The organism is Mycolicibacterium sp. 624, from assembly GCF_040548615.1.
Taxonomy (GTDB): domain Bacteria; phylum Actinomycetota; class Actinomycetes; order Mycobacteriales; family Mycobacteriaceae; genus Mycobacterium.
The window spans coordinates 235,579-253,666 of the sequence record NZ_JBEPRZ010000006.1; the positions used below are offsets into that span (position 1 = coordinate 235,579).

General features: G+C 67.1%; 20 protein-coding genes. 15 read left to right on the plus strand and 5 right to left on the minus strand.

Annotation, left to right across the window (positions count from 1 at the left end):
• Nucleotides 1–193: 193 nt before the first annotated feature.
• Genes ABIA65_RS23490 through bla form a run of 3 tightly spaced genes read left to right on the plus strand, consistent with a single transcriptional unit; the run spans nucleotide 194 to nucleotide 4,672 of the window.
• The gene (locus tag ABIA65_RS23490; RefSeq protein WP_241399630.1) at nucleotides 194–2,482 is read left to right on the plus strand and encodes a polyribonucleotide nucleotidyltransferase; all 2,289 of its coding nucleotides are present in this window, start codon (nucleotides 194–196) and stop codon (nucleotides 2,480–2,482) included.
• A complete protein-coding gene (locus ABIA65_RS23495; RefSeq protein WP_241399629.1) occupies nucleotides 2,460–3,761 on the plus strand; it encodes a M16 family metallopeptidase in 1,302 nt (433 codons plus the stop codon). The genes ABIA65_RS23490 and ABIA65_RS23495 overlap by 23 nt, the downstream gene beginning before the upstream one ends.
• Nucleotides 3,758–4,672, plus strand: a complete 915-nt coding sequence (bla, locus tag ABIA65_RS23500; RefSeq protein ID WP_354525212.1) for a class A beta-lactamase — start codon at nucleotides 3,758–3,760, stop codon at nucleotides 4,670–4,672. The genes ABIA65_RS23495 and bla overlap by 4 nt, the downstream gene beginning before the upstream one ends.
• 15 nt (nucleotides 4,673–4,687) lie before the next feature.
• Here bla and ABIA65_RS23505 read toward each other — a convergent pair whose 3' ends face one another.
• Nucleotides 4,688–5,254: a DUF4334 domain-containing protein gene (locus tag ABIA65_RS23505; RefSeq protein ID WP_354525058.1), complete on the minus strand. Its 567-nt coding sequence runs from the start codon at nucleotides 5,252–5,254 to the stop codon at nucleotides 4,688–4,690.
• 86 nt (nucleotides 5,255–5,340) lie between these two features.
• Complete coding sequence (gene ald, locus ABIA65_RS23510; RefSeq protein WP_241399627.1) at nucleotides 5,341–6,456, minus strand: alanine dehydrogenase; 1,116 nt, start codon at nucleotides 6,454–6,456, stop codon at nucleotides 5,341–5,343.
• Nucleotides 6,457–6,551: 95 nt separating this feature from the next.
• On the opposite strand from ald, the gene aldR reads away from it, so the two are divergent.
• A complete protein-coding gene (gene aldR, locus ABIA65_RS23515; RefSeq protein WP_241399626.1) occupies nucleotides 6,552–7,067 on the plus strand; it encodes an HTH-type transcriptional regulator AldR in 516 nt (171 codons plus the stop codon).
• Nucleotides 7,068–7,111: 44 nt separating this feature from the next.
• Nucleotides 7,112–7,984, plus strand: coding sequence for a hypothetical protein (locus tag ABIA65_RS23520; RefSeq protein ID WP_354525059.1), 873 nt, complete (start codon nucleotides 7,112–7,114; stop codon nucleotides 7,982–7,984).
• Between the two features lie 16 nt (nucleotides 7,985–8,000).
• On the opposite strand, the gene ABIA65_RS23525 is transcribed toward ABIA65_RS23520, so the two are convergent.
• Complete coding sequence (locus ABIA65_RS23525) at nucleotides 8,001–8,903, minus strand: NAD-dependent epimerase/dehydratase family protein (protein WP_241399624.1); 903 nt, start codon at nucleotides 8,901–8,903, stop codon at nucleotides 8,001–8,003.
• A 107-nt stretch (nucleotides 8,904–9,010) separates the two neighbouring features.
• On the opposite strand from ABIA65_RS23525, the gene dapB reads away from it, so the two are divergent.
• The 6 genes from dapB (at nucleotide 9,011) to ABIA65_RS23555 (ending at nucleotide 12,693) form a co-directional block, all read left to right on the plus strand.
• Nucleotides 9,011–9,748 (plus strand): 4-hydroxy-tetrahydrodipicolinate reductase, encoded by a 738-nt coding sequence (gene dapB, locus ABIA65_RS23530; RefSeq protein WP_354525060.1) that lies wholly within the window; start codon nucleotides 9,011–9,013, stop codon nucleotides 9,746–9,748.
• A gap of 47 nt (nucleotides 9,749–9,795) precedes the next feature.
• Nucleotides 9,796–10,215 (plus strand): tetratricopeptide repeat protein, encoded by a 420-nt coding sequence (locus tag ABIA65_RS23535; RefSeq protein ID WP_241405723.1) that lies wholly within the window; start codon nucleotides 9,796–9,798, stop codon nucleotides 10,213–10,215.
• Nucleotides 10,212–10,664, plus strand: coding sequence for a flavodoxin family protein (locus ABIA65_RS23540; RefSeq protein ID WP_354525061.1), 453 nt, complete (start codon nucleotides 10,212–10,214; stop codon nucleotides 10,662–10,664). The genes ABIA65_RS23535 and ABIA65_RS23540 overlap by 4 nt, the downstream gene beginning before the upstream one ends.
• A 24-nt stretch (nucleotides 10,665–10,688) precedes the next feature.
• Nucleotides 10,689–11,093, plus strand: coding sequence for an ArsR/SmtB family transcription factor (locus tag ABIA65_RS23545; RefSeq protein WP_241399613.1), 405 nt, complete (start codon nucleotides 10,689–10,691; stop codon nucleotides 11,091–11,093).
• On the plus strand, nucleotides 11,090–12,130 hold the full coding sequence (locus tag ABIA65_RS23550) for a cation diffusion facilitator family transporter (protein ID WP_241399612.1): 1,041 nt from the start codon (nucleotides 11,090–11,092) through the stop codon (nucleotides 12,128–12,130). Before ABIA65_RS23545 ends, ABIA65_RS23550 begins: the two co-directional genes overlap by 4 nt.
• A gap of 107 nt (nucleotides 12,131–12,237) precedes the next feature.
• Nucleotides 12,238–12,693 carry a hypothetical protein gene (locus ABIA65_RS23555; RefSeq protein ID WP_241399611.1) on the plus strand — a complete coding sequence of 152 codons (456 nt, stop codon included), beginning with the start codon at nucleotides 12,238–12,240 and terminating at the stop codon, nucleotides 12,691–12,693.
• On the opposite strand, the gene ABIA65_RS23560 is transcribed toward ABIA65_RS23555, so the two are convergent.
• Nucleotides 12,687–13,601 (minus strand): HpcH/HpaI aldolase/citrate lyase family protein, encoded by a 915-nt coding sequence (locus ABIA65_RS23560; protein ID WP_241399610.1) that lies wholly within the window; start codon nucleotides 13,599–13,601, stop codon nucleotides 12,687–12,689. The genes ABIA65_RS23555 and ABIA65_RS23560 overlap by 7 nt on opposite strands.
• Before the next feature lie 55 nt (nucleotides 13,602–13,656).
• On the minus strand, nucleotides 13,657–14,394 hold the full coding sequence (locus tag ABIA65_RS23565; protein WP_354525062.1) for a dienelactone hydrolase family protein: 738 nt from the start codon (nucleotides 14,392–14,394) through the stop codon (nucleotides 13,657–13,659).
• 88 nt (nucleotides 14,395–14,482) lie between these two features.
• On the opposite strand from ABIA65_RS23565, the gene ABIA65_RS23570 reads away from it, so the two are divergent.
• The 4 genes from ABIA65_RS23570 to ABIA65_RS23585 are packed head-to-tail and all read left to right on the plus strand — an operon-like array spanning nucleotide 14,483 to nucleotide 18,085.
• Nucleotides 14,483–15,283 (plus strand): thymidylate synthase, encoded by an 801-nt coding sequence (locus ABIA65_RS23570; RefSeq protein ID WP_241399608.1) that lies wholly within the window; start codon nucleotides 14,483–14,485, stop codon nucleotides 15,281–15,283.
• Entirely contained in the window at nucleotides 15,280–15,762 is a 483-nt protein-coding gene (locus tag ABIA65_RS23575) for a dihydrofolate reductase (RefSeq protein WP_241399607.1), read from the plus strand. Before ABIA65_RS23570 ends, ABIA65_RS23575 begins: the two co-directional genes overlap by 4 nt.
• Nucleotides 15,759–16,988, plus strand: coding sequence for a winged helix-turn-helix domain-containing protein (locus ABIA65_RS23580; RefSeq protein ID WP_241399606.1), 1,230 nt, complete (start codon nucleotides 15,759–15,761; stop codon nucleotides 16,986–16,988). The genes ABIA65_RS23575 and ABIA65_RS23580 overlap by 4 nt, the downstream gene beginning before the upstream one ends.
• Nucleotides 16,985–18,085 (plus strand): GGDEF domain-containing protein, encoded by a 1,101-nt coding sequence (locus ABIA65_RS23585; protein WP_354525063.1) that lies wholly within the window; start codon nucleotides 16,985–16,987, stop codon nucleotides 18,083–18,085. Before ABIA65_RS23580 ends, ABIA65_RS23585 begins: the two co-directional genes overlap by 4 nt.
• Nucleotides 18,086–18,088 lie beyond the last annotated feature (3 nt).

An 18,088-nucleotide genomic window follows, 5' to 3' on the forward strand; every position in this document is an offset into this window, starting at 1 on the left:
GTGCGACTCGCGCATGATCGCGCGACCGCTCCAGTGCGTCACGACGAGCGCCCGCTCGCATGGGCGGTCTTCGGTAGTGGCTGCCGGTGCCTGTAACCGGCCGCTTCGATCGACGGCCGTCAGGATTCCCGGGTTCTCGTACGTGATGACGCGAAACAGATGAACACGAGAATCAAAGAGGTCTGACACACGTATGTCTGCAACTGAAATCGAAGACGGCGTCTTCGAAACCACCGCCGTCATCGACAACGGGAGCTTCGGCACCCGCACCATTCGCTTCGAAACCGGACGCCTCGCCAAGCAGGCCGCCGGCTCCGTCGTCGCCTACCTGGACGACGAGACCATGCTGCTGTCGGCGACGACGGCCAGCAAGCAGCCGAAGGATCACTTCGACTTCTTCCCGCTGACGATCGACGTCGAAGAGCGCATGTACGCCGCGGGTCGCATCCCCGGCTCGTTCTTCCGTCGCGAGGGCCGCCCCTCCACCGACGCCATCCTGACCTGCCGCCTGATCGACAGGCCGCTGCGCCCCACCTTCATCTCCGGGCTGCGCAACGAGATCCAGGTCGTCGTCACCATCTTGAGCCTGGATCCCAAGGACCTGTACGACGTGCTGGCGATCAACGCCGCGTCCGCGTCGACCCAGATCTCGGGGATTCCGTTCTCCGGCCCCGTCGGCGGCGTGCGCGTCGCCCTGATCGACGGCCAGTGGGTCGCGTTCCCGACCGTCGAGCAGCTTGAGGGTGCGGTGTTCGACATGGTCGTCGCGGGCCGCAAGACCGCCGACGACGTCGCGATCATGATGGTCGAGGCCGAGGCCACCGATAACGTCATCGACCTCATCGCGGGCGGTGCCGGTGCGCCCACCGAGAGCGTCGTGGCCGAGGGCCTCGAGGCTGCCAAGCCTTTCATCGCCGCGCTGTGCGCAGCCCAGCAGGAGCTGGCCGACGCCGTCGCCAAGCCGACCGCCGACTACCCGGTCTTCCCCGAGTACCAGGACGACGTGTTCTACGCGGTGTCCTCGGTGGCCACCGACGAGCTGTCCAAGGCACTGGCGATCGCCGGTAAGGCTGACCGCGACGCTCGCACCGACGAGATCAAGGTCGAGGTGCTCGAGCGCCTGGGCGAGACCTACGCCGGGCGTGAGAAGGAGATCGGCGCGGCCTACCGCTCGCTGACCAAGAAGCTGGTTCGCCAGCGAATCCTGACCGACCACTTCCGCATCGACGGCCGTGGCGTTACCGACATCCGTGCGCTGTCGGCCGAGGTCGCCGTCATCCCGCGGGCACACGGCAGTGCGCTGTTCGAGCGCGGCGAGACCCAGATCATGGGTGTCACCACGCTGGACATGGTCAAGATGGCCCAGCAGATCGACTCGCTGGGGCCGGAGACGTCCAAGCGCTACATGCATCACTACAACTTCCCGCCGTTCTCCACCGGTGAGACGGGCCGCGTCGGCTCGCCCAAGCGGCGCGAGATCGGCCACGGCGCGCTCGCCGAGCGTGCGCTCATGCCGGTGCTGCCGAGCATCGAGGAGTTCCCGTACGCCATCCGTCAGGTCTCGGAGGCACTCAGCTCCAACGGCTCGACCTCGATGGGCTCGGTCTGCGCCTCGACGCTGTCGCTGCTCAACGCCGGTGTGCCGTTGAAGGCACCCGTCGCGGGTATCGCGATGGGCCTGGTGTCCGATGACGTCGAGCTCGAGGGCGGCGGCACCGAGCGTCGCTTCGTCACCCTGACCGACATCCTCGGAGCCGAGGACGCGTTCGGTGATATGGACTTCAAGTGCGCAGGCACCAAGGAGTTCGTCACCGCGCTGCAGCTCGACACCAAGCTCGACGGCATCCCGTCGCAGGTGCTGGCCGCCGCGCTGGCTCAGGCCAAGGACGCCCGCATCACGATTCTCGAGGTCATGGCCGAGGCCATCGACGAGCCCGACGAGATGAGCCCGTTCGCACCGCGGATCACCACGATCAAGGTGCCGATCGACAAGATCGGCGAGGTCATCGGGCCCAAGGGCAAGATGATCAACTCGATCACCGAGCAGACCGGCGCCTCGATCTCCATCGAGGACGACGGCACGGTGTTCGTCGGCGCGTCCAACGGCGAGTCGGCGCAGGCAGCGATCGATCTGATCAACGCCATCGCCAACCCGCAGCTGCCCAAGATCGGTGAGCGGTTCCTCGGAACCGTGGTCAAGACAACCGATTTCGGTGCATTCGTCTCGCTGCTGCCGGGTCGCGACGGGCTGGTGCACATCTCCAAGCTCGGCCGCGGCAAGCGCATCAACAAGGTCGAGGATGTCGTGAAGGTCGGTGACAAGCTCCGCGTGGAGATCGCCGACATCGACAACCGCGGCAAGATCTCGCTGGTCCTGGTCGCTGAAGACGAAGCTGCCGCCACCCCCACGGATGGTGCAGGCGAGGTTGAATCCTCGGATTCGGCTGCAGCGCCCGCAGATGCCGCGACCGCAACCAACTGATTCGGTACGGCGCACAACCCTCCCCGGAGGGTTGCGCGTCGTCACCGAGTTTCTCCCGTCGGTGCACTCGGCATCAGTCGGGCTGTGGGTGGGCGTCGGGTCACGCGATGAGGGACCAAGCGTGGCCGGCGCCGCCCACTTTCTCGAACACCTGCTGTTCAAGTCGACGCCGACACGTTCTGCCGTCGACATAGCGCAGTCGGTCGACGCCGTTGGCGGCGAACTGAACGCGTTCACTGCGCGCGAGCACACCTGCTACTACGCACACGTGCTCGACACCGACATCGAACTCGCGGTCGATCTGGTCGCCGACGTCGTGTTGCGCGGTCGTTGTGCGGCCGACGACGTCGAGGTCGAGCGCGACGTCGTGCTCGAGGAGATCGCCATGCGCGACGACGACCCCGAGGACACCCTGGGGGATGTCTTCCTGTCGGCGATGTTCGGCGATCATCCCGTGGGCCGGCCCGTCATCGGCAGTATCGAGTCGGTCTCGGACATGTCCCGCGCGCAGCTGCACTCGTTTCACGTGCGGCGCTACACCCCGGAACGGATGGTTCTGGCAGTGGCGGGCAATGTCGACCACGGCCACGTTGTCAGGTTGGCGCGCAAGCACTTCGGTGAGCGACTGGCCGATCACCGGGAGCCAGTGGCGCCCCGTAAGGGTGCCGGTCGCGTGCCGGGCACACCCAGCCTGCACATGGTCGGTAGGGACACCGAGCAGACCCACATGTTCCTCGGTGTCCGCACCCCCGGCAGGCACTGGAAGCACCGCTGGGCGCTGTCAGTGCTCAACGGTGCCCTCGGAGGCGGCCTGAGTTCGCGCCTGTTCCAACAGATCCGGGAGACGCGTGGCTTGGCGTACTCGGTGTACTCGACTATCGACACGTTCTCCGACGCCGGCGCACTCTCGGTCTACTCGGGCTGTCTGCCCGAACGGTTCGACGAGGTGGTGCGGGTGACCACCGACGTGCTCGAAGAGGTTGCGCGCGATGGCATCACCGAGGATGAATGCCGGATTGCCAAGGGCTCGCTGCGCGGTGGGCTGGTGCTCGGATTGGAGGACTCGGGTTCACGGATGCATCGACTGGGCCGTCTCGAGTTGAACTACGGTAGCCACCGCAGCATCCCGGAGGCTTTGGCGCAGATCGAGGCCGTCACGCTGGATGAGGTCAATCTCATTGCGCGCCAACTGCTCACCCGCCCCTACGGTGCGGCTGTCCTGGGACCGCACCGCGGTAAGCGTTCCCTTCCCCGGCAGCTGCGCACCCTGGCAAGCTGATGCAGGCGTCGCGTCGCAGCCTGCTGATCGGCGGTGGTGCGCTGGTCGCGCTCGCCGCCTGCTCGACGGAGCCGACGCCGGCGCCGACCAAGCCCACTGCGCCGCTACCTGGAATCGAGGAGCGGATCGGCGCGCTGGAGGACAAGTACGACGCCTACGCGGGGGTTTTCGCCACCGATCTGGGCTCGGGTCGCTCGGTGGCGCACCGCGCCGATGACCCCTTCGCGATGTGCTCGACGTTCAAGGCCTACGCCTCTGCGCGAGTTCTGCAGAAGGCTCAGCACGGTGAACTCAAACTCACCGATGAGGTGACGATCGAGGCTTCCGACATCCTGCCTAACTCGCCGATCACCCAGGCCCGGGTCGGCGCGAACATGACGATCGCGCAACTGTGCCAGGCGGCGCTGCAGCGTAGTGACAATGCGGCGGCTAACTGGCTGTTGCGCATCATCGGAGGCCCTTCGCGCATAACCGATTTCGCGCGCACCATTGGTGATGACGCCGCCCGGCTGGACCGCTGGGAGATCGAGTTGAACTCCGCGATCCCGGGCGATCTGCGCGACACCAGCACGCCGCGCGGACTCGGTACCGGATTTAGCAACCTACTCACCGGTGACGCGCTCGCACTGCCGCAGCGCGACCAACTCGAAGCCTGGATGCGCGCCAACGAGACCTCGAGCATGCGCGCCGGGTTGCCCCAGGGGTGGACGACCGCGGACAAGACCGGCAGCGGTGACTACGCCAGCAGCAACGACGTCGGCATCGCCTATGGGCCCGACGGCCAGCGCCTACTGCTGGCGATCATGACGCGAACCCGTACCGATGATCCCGACGCGGAGACGTTGCGGCCGATGATCGGTGAACTGGCAGCACTGCTGGTGCCCCATCTGACCCAGTCGGGTGCGAGCTAAACCCCGCGCACCGGGCTAACGCAGGCGAAGCGAGTCGTCTCGCCGCAGCACGAAGAAGTACGGACGGGTCAGGCCGCGCAGGTCCATCGCGCCGATGACCGCATCGGCCCCGGCCACACCGTCGAGTCTGCGGAAGACGTCGTTGATCGGCAGTTGGTCGTAGATCATCGTCGCCGTGTCGACGTCGCGGTAGCGCGTCGTCCGCAGCCGGGCCTTCGCCGTACGCGTCCTGAGGACAGGGGAGAGGGCGTTGACCGCCCCTCGGAGGTTCTGGTTCTTCACCGCCGGGATTCGGGTCGCCAGTCCCAGGCCACTGAACGCCAGCACGGGGTTGACTGCCCACAGTGCCCCGCGGTCCCTCGTCGGAAACAACAGTGGGTGAACGTTTTCCCCGTCGACGAACTGCTTGCCCCACCAGCCGCTGGCGGCAAGCATCCCGTCCAACGGATGATCGGTGGGCATTTCGTCACCGTGCCAGGTGCCGAGCATGAACTCCGTGCTGACGGCTGGCGACGCATCGAAGAGGTCAAGGGCGTCCGCGGTGGTGGTCGGCGCATCGGGAAGCACGTCTGCGAGGGTCATGCCCACACCGTACTTGACAGGTGTCAAAAAGGTCATCGCCCGGCCGGTGTCACGTGGACACCGACCGGGCGAGTCGGAGAGAAGACTCAGGCCAGCAGGCTCGCCGGGTCGGTGAACGGCATGTCGAGGTCGGCGGCGACCTGCTCGGACAGCAGCGCACCCTCGTGCGTCGAGAGTCCCCTTGCCAGCGCGGCGTCAGCGGCGCAGGCGGCCTTCCAGCCCTTGTCGGCGAGTTTGAGGACATACGGCAGCGTCGAGTTGGTCAGCGCATAGGTCGACGTCCGCGGCACCGCGCCCGGCATGTTGGCCACGCAGTAGAACACGGTGTCGTGCACGGCGAACGTCGGGTCGTCGTGCGTGGTGGGACGGGAGTCCTCGAAGCAGCCACCCTGGTCGATGGCGATGTCGACGAGCACGGCACCCGGCTTCATGTGCGAGACAGTCGAATTAGTGACGAGCTTGGGCGCCTTCGCGCCGGGCACCAGGACCGCGCCGATCACCAGATCGGCTTCCTTGACCGCGTCCTCCAAGTCGAGGCGCGATGAGTAGCGCGTCTCGATGCTGCCGCCGTACTCGGCGTCGATCTTGCGCAGCGTGTTGATGTTGAGGTCGAAGACGGTGACGCGGGCACCCATGCCCTTGGCGACGGCAGCGGCGTTGTCGCCGGCCATGCCGCCGCCGATCACCACGACGTTGGCGGGCGCGACGCCGGGAACGCCGCCCATGAGGACGCCGCGGCCGCCGTGCGTGCGCATCAGGTGGTAGGCGCCAACCTGTGCCGCGAGCCGACCCGCGACCTCGCTCATCGGTGCCAGCAGGGGAAGCGCGCCGTCGGCGGTCTGAACCGTCTCGTAGGCGATGGACGTGGTGCCGGACGCAATCAGGGCGTCGGTGCACGGCTTCGAGGCTGCAAGGTGAAGGTAGGTGAAGAGCGTCTGGCCCCCGCGCAGGCGGCTGTACTCGGCCTCGATGGGCTCCTTGACCTTCAGCAGCAGATCCGCCTCGGCCCACACCTCGTCGGCGCTGTTGATCAGCTGCGCACCGACACGCTTGAAGTCAGCGTCCGAGATCGCCGAACCCTCGCCCGCGCCGGACTGGATGAGTACCTCGTGACCACGGTGGGTCAGTTCGGCGACACCGGCGGGGGTGATGGCGACGCGGTACTCGTTGTTCTTGATCTCGGTCGGGATTCCGACGCGCATGATCGCTCCTTGGATTTGATGTTGAACTTCCTAAATTGTGAAGAAACATCGACCGTGTAGCAATAGGGATGATGAAACTTCGATAAACTTGTGTGATGAGTGAACAATCATCGGATCCTGTCGGCGGCGAGTCGCGTGCATCGAAGGATGTTCGACCGGCTGACCTCGATGACACCGACCGTCGCATCCTGACCGCGCTGCACTTCGACGCCCGCATGTCGAACAGCGCACTGGCCGAGGCCGTCGGCATCGCCGCCTCGACGTGTCACGGGCGGGTGCGACGGCTTCAGGACCTCGGCGTCATTCGCGGCTTCTATGCCGACATCGATCCCGCCGCGATCGGATTGTCGCTGCAGGCGATGATCTCGGTCAGCCTGCAGGCCAACGCGCGCGGCAAGATTCGCAGCTTCATCGAGAACGTGCGGCGGCGTCCGCAGGTGATGGACGTCTACTTCCTGGCCGGCGCCGAGGACTTCCTCATCCACGTGGCGGCCAGCGATACCGACGATCTGCGCGCATTCGTGGTGGAGAACCTCAACTCCGACGCCGACGTGGCGGGCACCCAAACATCCCTCATCTTCGAGCATCTGCGCGGTGCGTCACCGGTGTGACGGGGGGTTGCGGAACACTAGGCTGCGGCCATGCGAGTCGTGCGGTGAACGTCGAGAAGGACCTCGACGAAGACCTCGACACCCTCTACGGCGTGCGGCCAGAGGAGTTCACGGCGCTGCGCAAGGAGTTGGCCGCGGCGGCGCGCAAGCGTGGGGACGCCGAGGCCGCCAAGGTCATCGCCGCCGCGCGTCGGCCCACGGTGGCGGCCTGGGTGGTGAACCACTTCATCCGTTGCGACCCTGCCGCGCAACACCGGATGGCTGAGGTGGGCGATGCACTTCGGACCGCGCACGCCGAGATGAACGGCGCGCAGATCCGCGAACTGAGCAGTGGGCACAGGAGACTCGTTCACGAACTGGTGGACGGCGCGTTCGCGTCGGCTGACATCGCGGTCGTATCCGCCGCGCTCCGCGACGATGTCACCGCGACACTGCAAGCAGCAATCGCCGATGCGGAGGTGGCGGGCCGGCTGGGTCGACTCGCCAAGGCCGAGCAGTGGTCGGGTTTCGGGGATTTCGGGGTGTCCGAGTCCGTCTCGTCATCACCGCGAAATGCGCCAGCCCCCTCGCGAAAGCCGCGGCCGCAAGAACCCGACGCCGACGGGAGCAGCGAGGCGGACCTCGAGGCCGCCAGAGCGCGGTGCGACGCCGCAGCCGCCGAGGTCGAGGTGGCCAGGGCGGCCCAAGAAGGTGTGCGCCTCACCGTCACCGACAGCGAGAGGAAGGTCGCCACCGCCCGCCGTCACTACGAGGAACTGCTGGAGAAGCTGAACGCGGCCGAGCACGAGGTGAACGCGGCCGAGCACGCACTCGACGCCGCCAACCGCGCCGCGCGAACGACTGCCGACCGGGTCGAGGCGGCGACGGCCGAACTGGGCGAGGCGCAGGCGGCCGTCGTCGAACTCGGCGGGCAGTAGTCGCGGGGCAGCGGCGTCAGTCAGCCACCAGCTCGGGGTGAAACTTCGCCACCATCCGCCGGATGCCGTCACGCCAGTCGACGGTGCTCGGCCCGGCGAGGTCACGCAACAAGGTGGTGTCGGTGGGTCCGCCCCGCAGCGCCTGGTCACTGACTTCGAATATGGGTTCCCGACCGACGAGCGATCCGATGTAGTCGCACCACTCCTGCAGGCTGACGGTCTGCTCGCCGCACCAGTTGACGGTGGTCGCCGGTACCGACGCGGCCTCGAGCAGCCTCGGCAGCATCGCGATGATGTCGTCCTGGTGGATCGGGTTGTACCGGGCCGGACCACCCGGCGGCACCGGGATCGGGACGCCGGCGAGCATCATCTCCATCTGGTAGAACGGCCACCCGCCGTTGTCGCCGTACGGGACATTGAGCCGCGCGATGATCGTGGGCACGCCGAGCGCACGTGCCATCGTCCGCGCCACCACCTCACCGGCGATCTTCGAGATCGAGTACGTCGGGAACAGCGCCTTGTGGTTGTCGCCGAGCGCCGCGTTCTCGGCTCGCGGCTCGTCGTCCGGCGGGTCGTAGACGGCCGCCGAGGAGCAGTGCAGGAACGCCGTCGCGTCGGCGCAGTGCGCCATGAGCAGCCCCACCGACTCCGCATTCGCGGCCAGGTCCTTGTCCCACCTTCCGCTCTTGGCCACGGCGAGGTTGAGCACATAGTCGAAGTCGGACGGGATGCCGGAGAAGTCGCCCGCGGCCAGATTGACCGTTTCGCACCGAATTCCGGCCCGTTCCAGTTCGGCGCGCGCCGCGGAGTCGGTGAAACGGGCGATGCCCCACACCTCGTTGTCCGCGGCCAGCGCCGTGGCGAGGGGAGCAGCGACCTGCCCGGTGGGGCCTGTGATGAGGATCTTGGAGCCACGCATTCGGCTGATGCTAGGGCGGACGGCCGCGGCTCCGCGGGCAATCGGTGCGACGGGCTGGTGGGAAGGTGTGCCGAACTCCGCCCCCGCCGCCGACTAGGCTCGCAGTCATGCGAGTGGGTGTGCTGGGTGCAAAGGGCAAGGTCGGATCCACGATCGTGGACGGCGTGGAGGCCGCGGAGGAACTGACGTTCTCGGTGGGTGTCGACGCCGGTGATCCGCTGAGCAGATTCACCGAGAACAAGACGGACGTCGTCGTGGACTTCACCCACCCCAGCGTCGTCATGGACAACCTGAAGTTCCTCATCGACAACGGGATTCACGCGGTCGTGGGCACCACCGGGTTCACCGACGAGCGCATCGCCCAGATCGAGCAGTGGCTGGCGGCCAAGCCCGGGACATCGGTCCTCATCGCCCCGAACTTCGCCATCGGAGCGGTGCTGTCCATGCAGTTCGCCAGGCAGGCGGCCCGCTTCTTCGAGTCGGTCGAGGTCATCGAGCTGCATCATCCGCACAAGGCCGATGCGCCGTCGGGTACGGCGACCCGGACCGCGCGGCTGATCGCGGAGGCCCGAAAGGGGATGGCGCCCAACCCCGATGCCACCAGCACGGGACTCGAGGGCGCTCGCGGCGCGGACGTCGACGGGATTCCGGTGCACTCGGTGCGCGTGGCCGGCCTCGTCGCGCATCAGGAGGTCATCTTCGGCACGCAGGGCGAGACGTTGACGATCCGGCACGACAGCCTGGATCGCACGTCATTCGTGCCCGGCGTGCTGCTCGCGGTGCGCAACGTCGCCAAGCGGCCGGGTCTGACCATCGGCATAGAACCGCTCCTCGACCTGTCGTGAACTCCGACGGCGCGCGGGCCCTGCGCATCCAGATCCTGATCGGCTTCATGTGTCTGGCGCTCGTCGTCTACTTCGGGCTCCTCGGACGCACGGGTGTGCTCCTGATCGCCTCGGGGGAACCCGCCGCGATCGGACTCGGTGCCGCGATATTCCTCATGCCCATCGTCGGGCTGTGGGCCATGGTTGCGACCCTGCGCGCAGGGTTCACCCACCAGCGGCTCGCGCGCGAGATGCGCGATGAGGGAATGGAACTCGATGTCAGTGACTTGCCACGACGTCCGTCGGGACGGATCGAGCGACAGGCCGCCGACGCGTTGTTCGACTCGGTGCGGGCCGAACTCGAGAGCGACCCCGACAACTGGCGACGGTGGTATCGGCTGGCGCGCGCCTACGACTACGCCGGCGATCGGGGCCGGGCGCGCGAGACGATGAAGAGGGCGGTCGAGATGGAGCGCGACCGGCCGTGAAGACGCTGCTGATCGTGCACCACACGCCATCCCCGCACTGCCAGGAGATGTTCGAGGCAGTGCTGGCCGGTGCCACCGACCCCGATATCGAGGGTGTCGATGTCGTGCGGCGTCCCGCGCTCACGGTGTCACCCGTCGAGATGCTGGAGGCGGATGGCTACCTGCTTGGTTCGCCGGCCAATCTGGGGTACATGAGCGGCGCACTCAAGCATGCGTTCGACGTCTGTTACTACCCGTGCCTCGACTCGACGCGGGGACGTCCGTTCGGCCTGTACCTGCACGGTAACGAGGGCACCGAGGGGGCAGAGCGCGCGTTGGCGGGCATCACCGGCGCGCTGGGCTGGGAACAGGCTGCCCAGACGGTCGTCGTGTCGGGTAAACCCTCGAAGGCCGACCTCGAGGCGTGCTGGAATCTGGGAGCCACCGTCGCGGCGACGTTGATGGGCTGAGCCGAGCAGCGCTATTATCTGCGTATGAATGCAGATACGGGTGCTTGCACCCGGCGGCTGCCCGATGATCAAGTCGATCTGGTGGTCGAGGTGTTTCGGATGCTGGCCGATGCGACCCGCGTGCAGGTGCTGTGGGCATTGACCAGTCGGGAGCTGTCGGTCAATGACCTGGCCGCGCATATCGGCAAGCCCGCGCCGTCGGTGTCGCAGCATCTCGCGAAGCTGCGGATGGCCCGATTGGTCCGCACCCGCCGCGAGGGCACGACCATCTACTACAGCCTCGACAACGACCACATCGGGCAACTGGTCACCGATGCGGTCTTCAATGCCGAGCACGCCGGCCCTGGTGTGCCGGGTCATCACCGCAACGCCGCCGAACTCGCGGCACTGCACCCCGACACGATGAACGGCGACGGGCGCCAGTCATGACCCATGAGGCCCGGGTGGCTGCCGCAGGTCACGGGCACGACCACGACGGGGGCCATGCTGATGGCCACTCACACACTCACCGCGGTGGTTTGAGTGGCGTGGTCAAGGAGATCTTCGCGCCGCACTCCCACGACAGTGCCGACAGCGTGGACAGCGCCCTCGAGTCGTCGGCAGCCGGCATTCGCGCCGTCAAGATCAGCCTGGTGGTGCTCGGCACCACCGCCATCGCTCAGATCATCGTCGTCGTGATCTCGGGGTCGGTGGCACTGGCCGCCGACACCATTCACAACTTCTCCGACGCACTCACGGCAGTGCCGCTGTGGATCGCATTCGCCTTGGGCACGAGGGCCGCGACCCGTCGCTACACCTACGGGTTCGGTCGCGCCGAGGATCTCGCCGGACTCTTCGTCGTCGCGATGATCGCCCTGTCCGCGATCGTCGCGGGCTATGAGGCCGTCATGCGGCTGATCCATCCGCAACCGATAGCCCACCTCGGGTGGGTTGCCCTGGCAGGGCTCGTCGGCTTCATCGGCAACGAATGGGTCGCGCTCTACCGGATCCGCGTTGGGCGTCGCATCGGCTCGGCCGCCCTGGTCGCCGACGGCCTGCACGCCCGTACCGATGGTTTCACGTCGCTGGCTGTTCTTCTGAGCGCCGGAGGCGTTGCCCTGGGATTCCCTCTGGCCGACCCCATCATCGGCTTGCTGATCACCGTGGCGATCCTCGCAGTGCTGCGCAGTGCTGTGCGTGATGTGTTCCGCCGCTTGCTCGATGGTGTGGATCCGCGACTGGTCGAGATCGCCGAGGAAACGCTGGCCACCCGCCCTGGTGTCCGGTCAGTCCGCAGTGTGCGGATGCGCTGGATCGGCCATCGACTGCACGCCGATGTCGAGCTGGACGTGGACCCCGAGGTCAACTTGGCAGAGGCGCATCGCATCGCTCACGATGCCGAGCACGAGCTGACCCACGCGGTTCCCAAGCTGGCCACTGCCCTGATCCACGCGTACCCGGCACACCACGGGTCGCCGCTTCGCTGACAGGCATTGCTAGACGGGACGGCAGGGCTCGCCGCGGCCGACTGGGCGAAATGGCCGCGCTTCTTCGATACGGTCGAGTTCCGCTGGTGTACTGACGGAGGAGATTCATGCCCGGTATCGCAGAACTCGCCATGGCCGGCGCGCCGATAGCCGGGGGAGCCCTGCTCGGCATCGCCGCGGGGAACCTACGTCCACCGGACGTGCGCGGCATGATCAAGAAGGACATGGATCTGCTGGAGGGTCTGCCACCGGACCAGGTGGAACGACGTGCGGAACTCCAACGCGTGATCGACCTGCGGGTCGACGACATCATCGCGAGTGTCGACAAGAGCCGGTCGATTCGCGAGGTGGCGATGTCCTATCAGGGCAACTGGCGCGACATCGTGGTGTTCGTCTGCGGCGTCCTGTTCACGATCGTCTGGTGGAACGTTCCGCACAGTCGCTCCAACTGGCTGCTGATGTTCATCGTGATGATCATCGCGTCGGTCCTGGCCGGGCTGTACGCCAGTCGGGGAATTGCGCGGGCGCTGCGGTCACTCAAACGCCAGCGCGACGATCAGTAGTGGTAGGTGTCCGAGGGGGCGGGCACGTGATCGGGGTCGTCGCCGAACTCGGACTCGTGAATGCCGTATGCGGTCGCCAGATCCAGGATCTTGTTGGCGCGGGCGATCCGCGGCAGGTCTGACCCGTTGCGGATCTCGCCGCCGTCGCGCTGGAACTCGGCGAAGAACTCCTTGGCCCAGGTGATCTCATCCTGTGAGGGGGAGAGGCCCTCGTTGACGGTGGAGCACTGGTCGGGTGTGAGGCAGATCTTGCCTGTCATGCCGAACTCGGCGGACACCGCGGTGGCCTCGCTGAGCTTGAGCGCGCTGGACCCGACCGTCGGCCCGTCGATGGCGCTGGGCAGATGCGCGGCCTTGGCGGCGATGGTGAACCGTGACCGTGCGTAAGCCAGCGTCGCGGGGTTGTCGCCGAACCCGGTGTCCCGTCGGAAGTCGCCGATACCGAAGGCGAGCCGGAAGGTGCCCTTTGCCGACGCGATCTCGGTGATGCGCTCCAGTCCTCTTGCCGTCTCGACGAGCGCGACGATCAGCACGCCCGGCAGCCGCTTGGCGGTCTCGGTGACGTGGTCGACGGACTCGACCATCGCCAGCATGACGCCACCGACCGAGGAGCCGGCAAGCATCGCCAGGTCGTCTGCCCACCAGGGCGTGCCGAAACCGTTGACGCGGACCCAGTCGGAGTGGCCGTCGCCCAACCAGCGCGTGACGTTGTCGCGGGCGGCGGTCTTGTCCTTGGGTGCGACGGCATCCTCAATGTCGAGGACGACGATGTCGGCGCGGGAGTGCGCGGCCGGAGCGAACCGGTCGTACTGCGCGCCGTTGACCAGCAGCCAGCTACGGGCCAACACCGGGTCGATGCGGGAACCGGCTTCGCCGGGTTCGGGCGGGGTAAAGGTCTGGTCGTACACGTGCCAATGGTCGCCTACTGCGCACTAGCGAGGCAAAGCGGCGGGTCGACGCCGGCTAGCCAAGACTCGCACCGAACACCCTCTGCATCGCCTGCCAATGCCGCTCGGCGGCGGCCTCGTCGAAGGGCCCGTTGTCGGGTACGGCGAAGCCGTGTCCCGCGTCGTAGATCTCGATGGTGTGCTCGACGCCGGCGGCGGTCAGCGCCTTGTCCAACGTCTCGGCCTGCTCGGGGGTGAATGACGCGTCATCCTTGGCGCCGCCGACGTAGACCGTCGCACGGATGACGTCGGCGAGCAGGTGCGGGCTGCCTGCGTCGTCGGAGGCCAGGCCGCCGCCGTGGAACGACATCGCGGCGGCCACCCGCGCGGGTACCCGGCCCGCCACCACGAGAGACGTGCGCCCGCCCATGCAGTAACCGGTTGTGCCGAACGCGGTGCCGCTGACATCGGGTCTGCTCTGCAGGTAGTCGAAGAACGCCGCCGCGTCCGCGGCCATGATCTCGGGTGTGACCTTGGAGATCATCCCGAACAGGCGCGCGCGCTCACCGGCGTCGCTGAACACCGTCGTCATCTCGAAGGGTGCCCAACCCGGGTCGCGGTAGTAGACGTCGGGCACCAGCACCACGTAGCCGAGGTCGGCGAGTCGCTGCGCCATCTCGGTGAATGTCTGGCGCGCCCCACCGGCGTCGGGGTACATCACCACGCCCGGCCACGGGCCGTCGCCCTCGGGGGTGGCCACCGTGACGGGGCAGGATCCATCGGTTGTCGTGATGGTGTCGGTCATCGTCGGCATGGCATCCGTTCTACTCCCATGCCCTGAGGCGCGATGCGCGGACGGTGTCTGGCGACGATTCGACGGACCCTCGACGTAAGCTGATCCGGTGCCCATCCTCACGCCCTACGAGGACCTGTTACGGCTGGTACTCGAGACCGGGACGCCGAAGGCGGATCGCACCGGCACCGGTACCCGCAGTCTGTTCGGTCACCAGATCCGCTACGACCTCACCGCCGGCTTCCCGTTGCTCACCACCAAGAAGGTGCACACCAAGTCGGTGGTCTATGAACTGCTGTGGTTCCTGCGCGGTGACTCCAACATCGCCTGGCTGCATGAGCACGGCGTCACAATCTGGGACGAATGGGCCAGTGCGACAGGCGATCTCGGCCCCGTCTACGGTGTGCAGTGGCGATCCTGGCCGACACCGTCGGGCGAGCACATCGATCAGATCAGCGCATCACTGGAGCTGCTGCAGCGCGACCCCGATTCGCGGCGCAACATCGTCTCGGCGTGGAACGTCGGCGAGATCCCGCAGATGGCGCTGCCGCCGTGCCATGCGTTGTTCCAGTTCTACGTCGCCGACGGCAAGCTCTCCTGCCAGCTGTATCAGCGCAGCGCCGACCTCTTCCTCGGCGTGCCCTTCAACATCGCCAGCTATGCGCTGCTGACCCACATGATGGCTGCGCAGGCGGGGCTGGAGGTGGGCGAGTTCGTCTGGACCGGCGGCGACTGCCACATCTATGACAACCACGTGGAGCAGGTCACGCTCCAGCTCAGCCGGGATCCGCGTCCATACCCGGAACTTGTTCTCGCACCGCGTGATTCGATCTTCGACTACGTCTACGAGGACGTGGCGATCGTCAACTATGACCCGCATCCGGGGATCAAGGCTCCGGTGGCGGTGTGAGCCTTGGACTGATCTGGGCGCAGTCCACCTCCGGCATCATCGGTCGCGACAACGGCATCCCCTGGCGGCTGCCCGAGGATCAGGCGCGCTTCAAGGAACTCACCTTGGGCCACACCGTCGTCATGGGTCGGCTCACGTGGGAGTCGCTGCCGGCGAAGGTGCGGCCCCTGCCGGGACGCAGAAATGTCGTAGTGACTCGGCAAGCTGACTACGTGGCCGATGGAGCGACGGTGGTAGCCGACCTTGACGATGCACTGACCGATGAGCAGACGTGGGTGATAGGTGGCGCACAGATCTATGCGCTGGCCCTGCCCCTGGCGGCGCGATGCGATGTCACCGAGGTGGACGCAGACCTCCCACGCGAGGACGGCGACGCCATGGCTCCGGTCCTCGACGAGCAATGGGTCGGCACCCAGGGCGACTGGCTGACCAGCGCGTCGGGGGTTCGATACCGGTTCTGCAGCTACTCGCGCCGGTGAGGCTGTCGGCCGACGCGGCGCGCCGCACCGCGATCGCTGCGCAGGGTTTCGGCGATGCCAAGCCCGCCGGGGCGATCACGCGAACCCACCTGCGCAGGCTCGTCTCGCGCATCCAGGTGCTCCAGCTCGACTCGGTGTCGGTGGCGGTGCGCGCCCACTACGCGCCGATATTCAGCAGGCTCGGCCCCTATGACCGCGACGTTCTCGACCGGGCGGCATGGAGCCACAGCGCGCGCTCACCGAGGCTGCTCGTCGAGTACTGGGCCCACGAAGCGGCGCTGATGTCGGTGGACGACTGGCCGCTGCTGCGGTGGCGCATGCGGGAGTACGAGCACGGCCGGTGGGGCACTGAGATCGTCAAGAAGAACGCGAGACTGGCCGAGGACATCGTCACCGCCGTCGCCGAACTCGGCCCCGCGACCGCGGGTCAGATCGAGGCACACCTCGAGACGGAGCCGCGCGGCAGGAAGGGCCCCTGGTGGGACCGCAGCGACACCAAGTGGGTGGCTGAGGCGCTGTGGTCATCGGGCGTGCTGACCACGGCGACGCGGGTGGGTTTCGCCCGCCACTACGACCTCACCGAACGTGTGCTGCCCGCCGAAGTGGTGAACCGTGAGGTCGACGACCACGAGGCGGTCCGTGAGCTCGCGCTGCGGGCGGCGACCGCACTGGGCGTGGCCACCGAAGCCGATATCCGCGACTACTTCCGCCTGGCGGCCAAGCAGGTGAAACCCGCTATCGCGGCGCTGGTGGCGGCGGGCGAACTGGAGCCCGTCGAGGTTGACGGGTGGGGTGCTCAGGCCTACCTGCGCGCCGGTCAGGCCGTCGCGCGGCGGGACCGTGGCACCGCGCTGCTGTGCCCGTTCGACCCGCTGATCTTCTTCCGGCCGAGGGTCGAGCGGCTCTTCGACTTCCACTACCGCATCGAGATCTACACACCTGCCGCGAAGCGACGGTTCGGCTACTACGTGTGGCCGTTCCTGCTCGACGGTCGGCTGGTCGGGCGCGTCGACCTCAAGACCGAGCGCACCCGCGGCGCGCTGCACGTCGTGGGGGCCTTCACCGAACCGGGTCAGGACAGCGCTCACGTGGCGGGGGCATTGGCCGCTGAACTGCGCTCGATGGCGTCGTGGCTGGGTTGCGACGACGTCACGGTGGGCGAGCGCGGCGACCTGGCGGCCGCGCTGCGCGCGGCGCTGCGGCTCGGTAGGGTGCCAGTCTCGTGAGACGCAGTGCGGTGATGGGCTGGTGGCGGCAGGCGGATCAGTTCGACTGGTTCAGCGTTTATCTGCACGACCGCGGGCTGCAGTTGCAGTGGCGGCTGGCCACATTCGCGTTCACGGCATTGTTAGGCGCGTTGCCGCTGATGATGCTCGGCAGCCCCCTGGGACCGGACAACACCATGACAAGGAGCATCGCGATCGTCGCCGCGGTGTGTGTGTTCGGCGCCGCGTTGCTGTGGTTGATCCGGTGGCCGACTCGTCGACAGTCCTTGGTCTACAACGTCGTTTGTTCGGCGAGTACGGCCGCGACCTGTCTGGTTGTGTCCAGCCCCTATGCCGGCCTGATGGGATGCACGATATTCGCGGCGATCGGCGGGTTCCTCGCCTATTTCCACGTGATCGCCCACGTCATCGGGAACTTCGTCTTGGCGTTGGTCTGCGCCACGATCACCGCGAGCGAGCTGATCATCGACACCGGCGATGCCGCGCTGACCATCGCATCGGTCCTCACCGTCGTCGCGATCAATTTTGGAGTGCCGTTCGGAATCCACACGCTGGTGCACACTTTGCGCATCGACCTGCGGAACTCCGATCGTGATCCGCTCACCGGTCTGCTCAACCGGCGCTCGGTGTACAACGCGGTCCACGAGATCGCGGTGGCCCAGCAAGGCTCGGCGAGCGTCCGGCTCAACATCACGATGATCGACCTCGACGAGTTCAAGAAGCTCAACGACACCCGCGGGCACGCTGTCGGTGATGAGGCGCTGGCAGACGTCGGCGCCGTCCTACGGGAGAACTGCAGTGGCGATGCGGTCATGGGCCGACTCGGCGGCGAGGAGTTCGTCATCGCCGACAGTGAGCCCGCGCCCGAGCACGCCAAGACCGTCGAACGCATCCGCGCGGGGATTGCCGCGACACCATTCCAGATCACCGCCAGCCTCGGCACGTGCAGCGTGAACGTCGAACCCGGCACCGCGATGAAGCATCCGGAGTTCGTCGACCGGCTTCTCCATGTGGCGGACGCGGCGATGTACAGGTCCAAGCGGGCAGGCGGCGATCGCATCCAGTACGCGCATCTCGATCAGGTTTCCGCGGAGTGATGC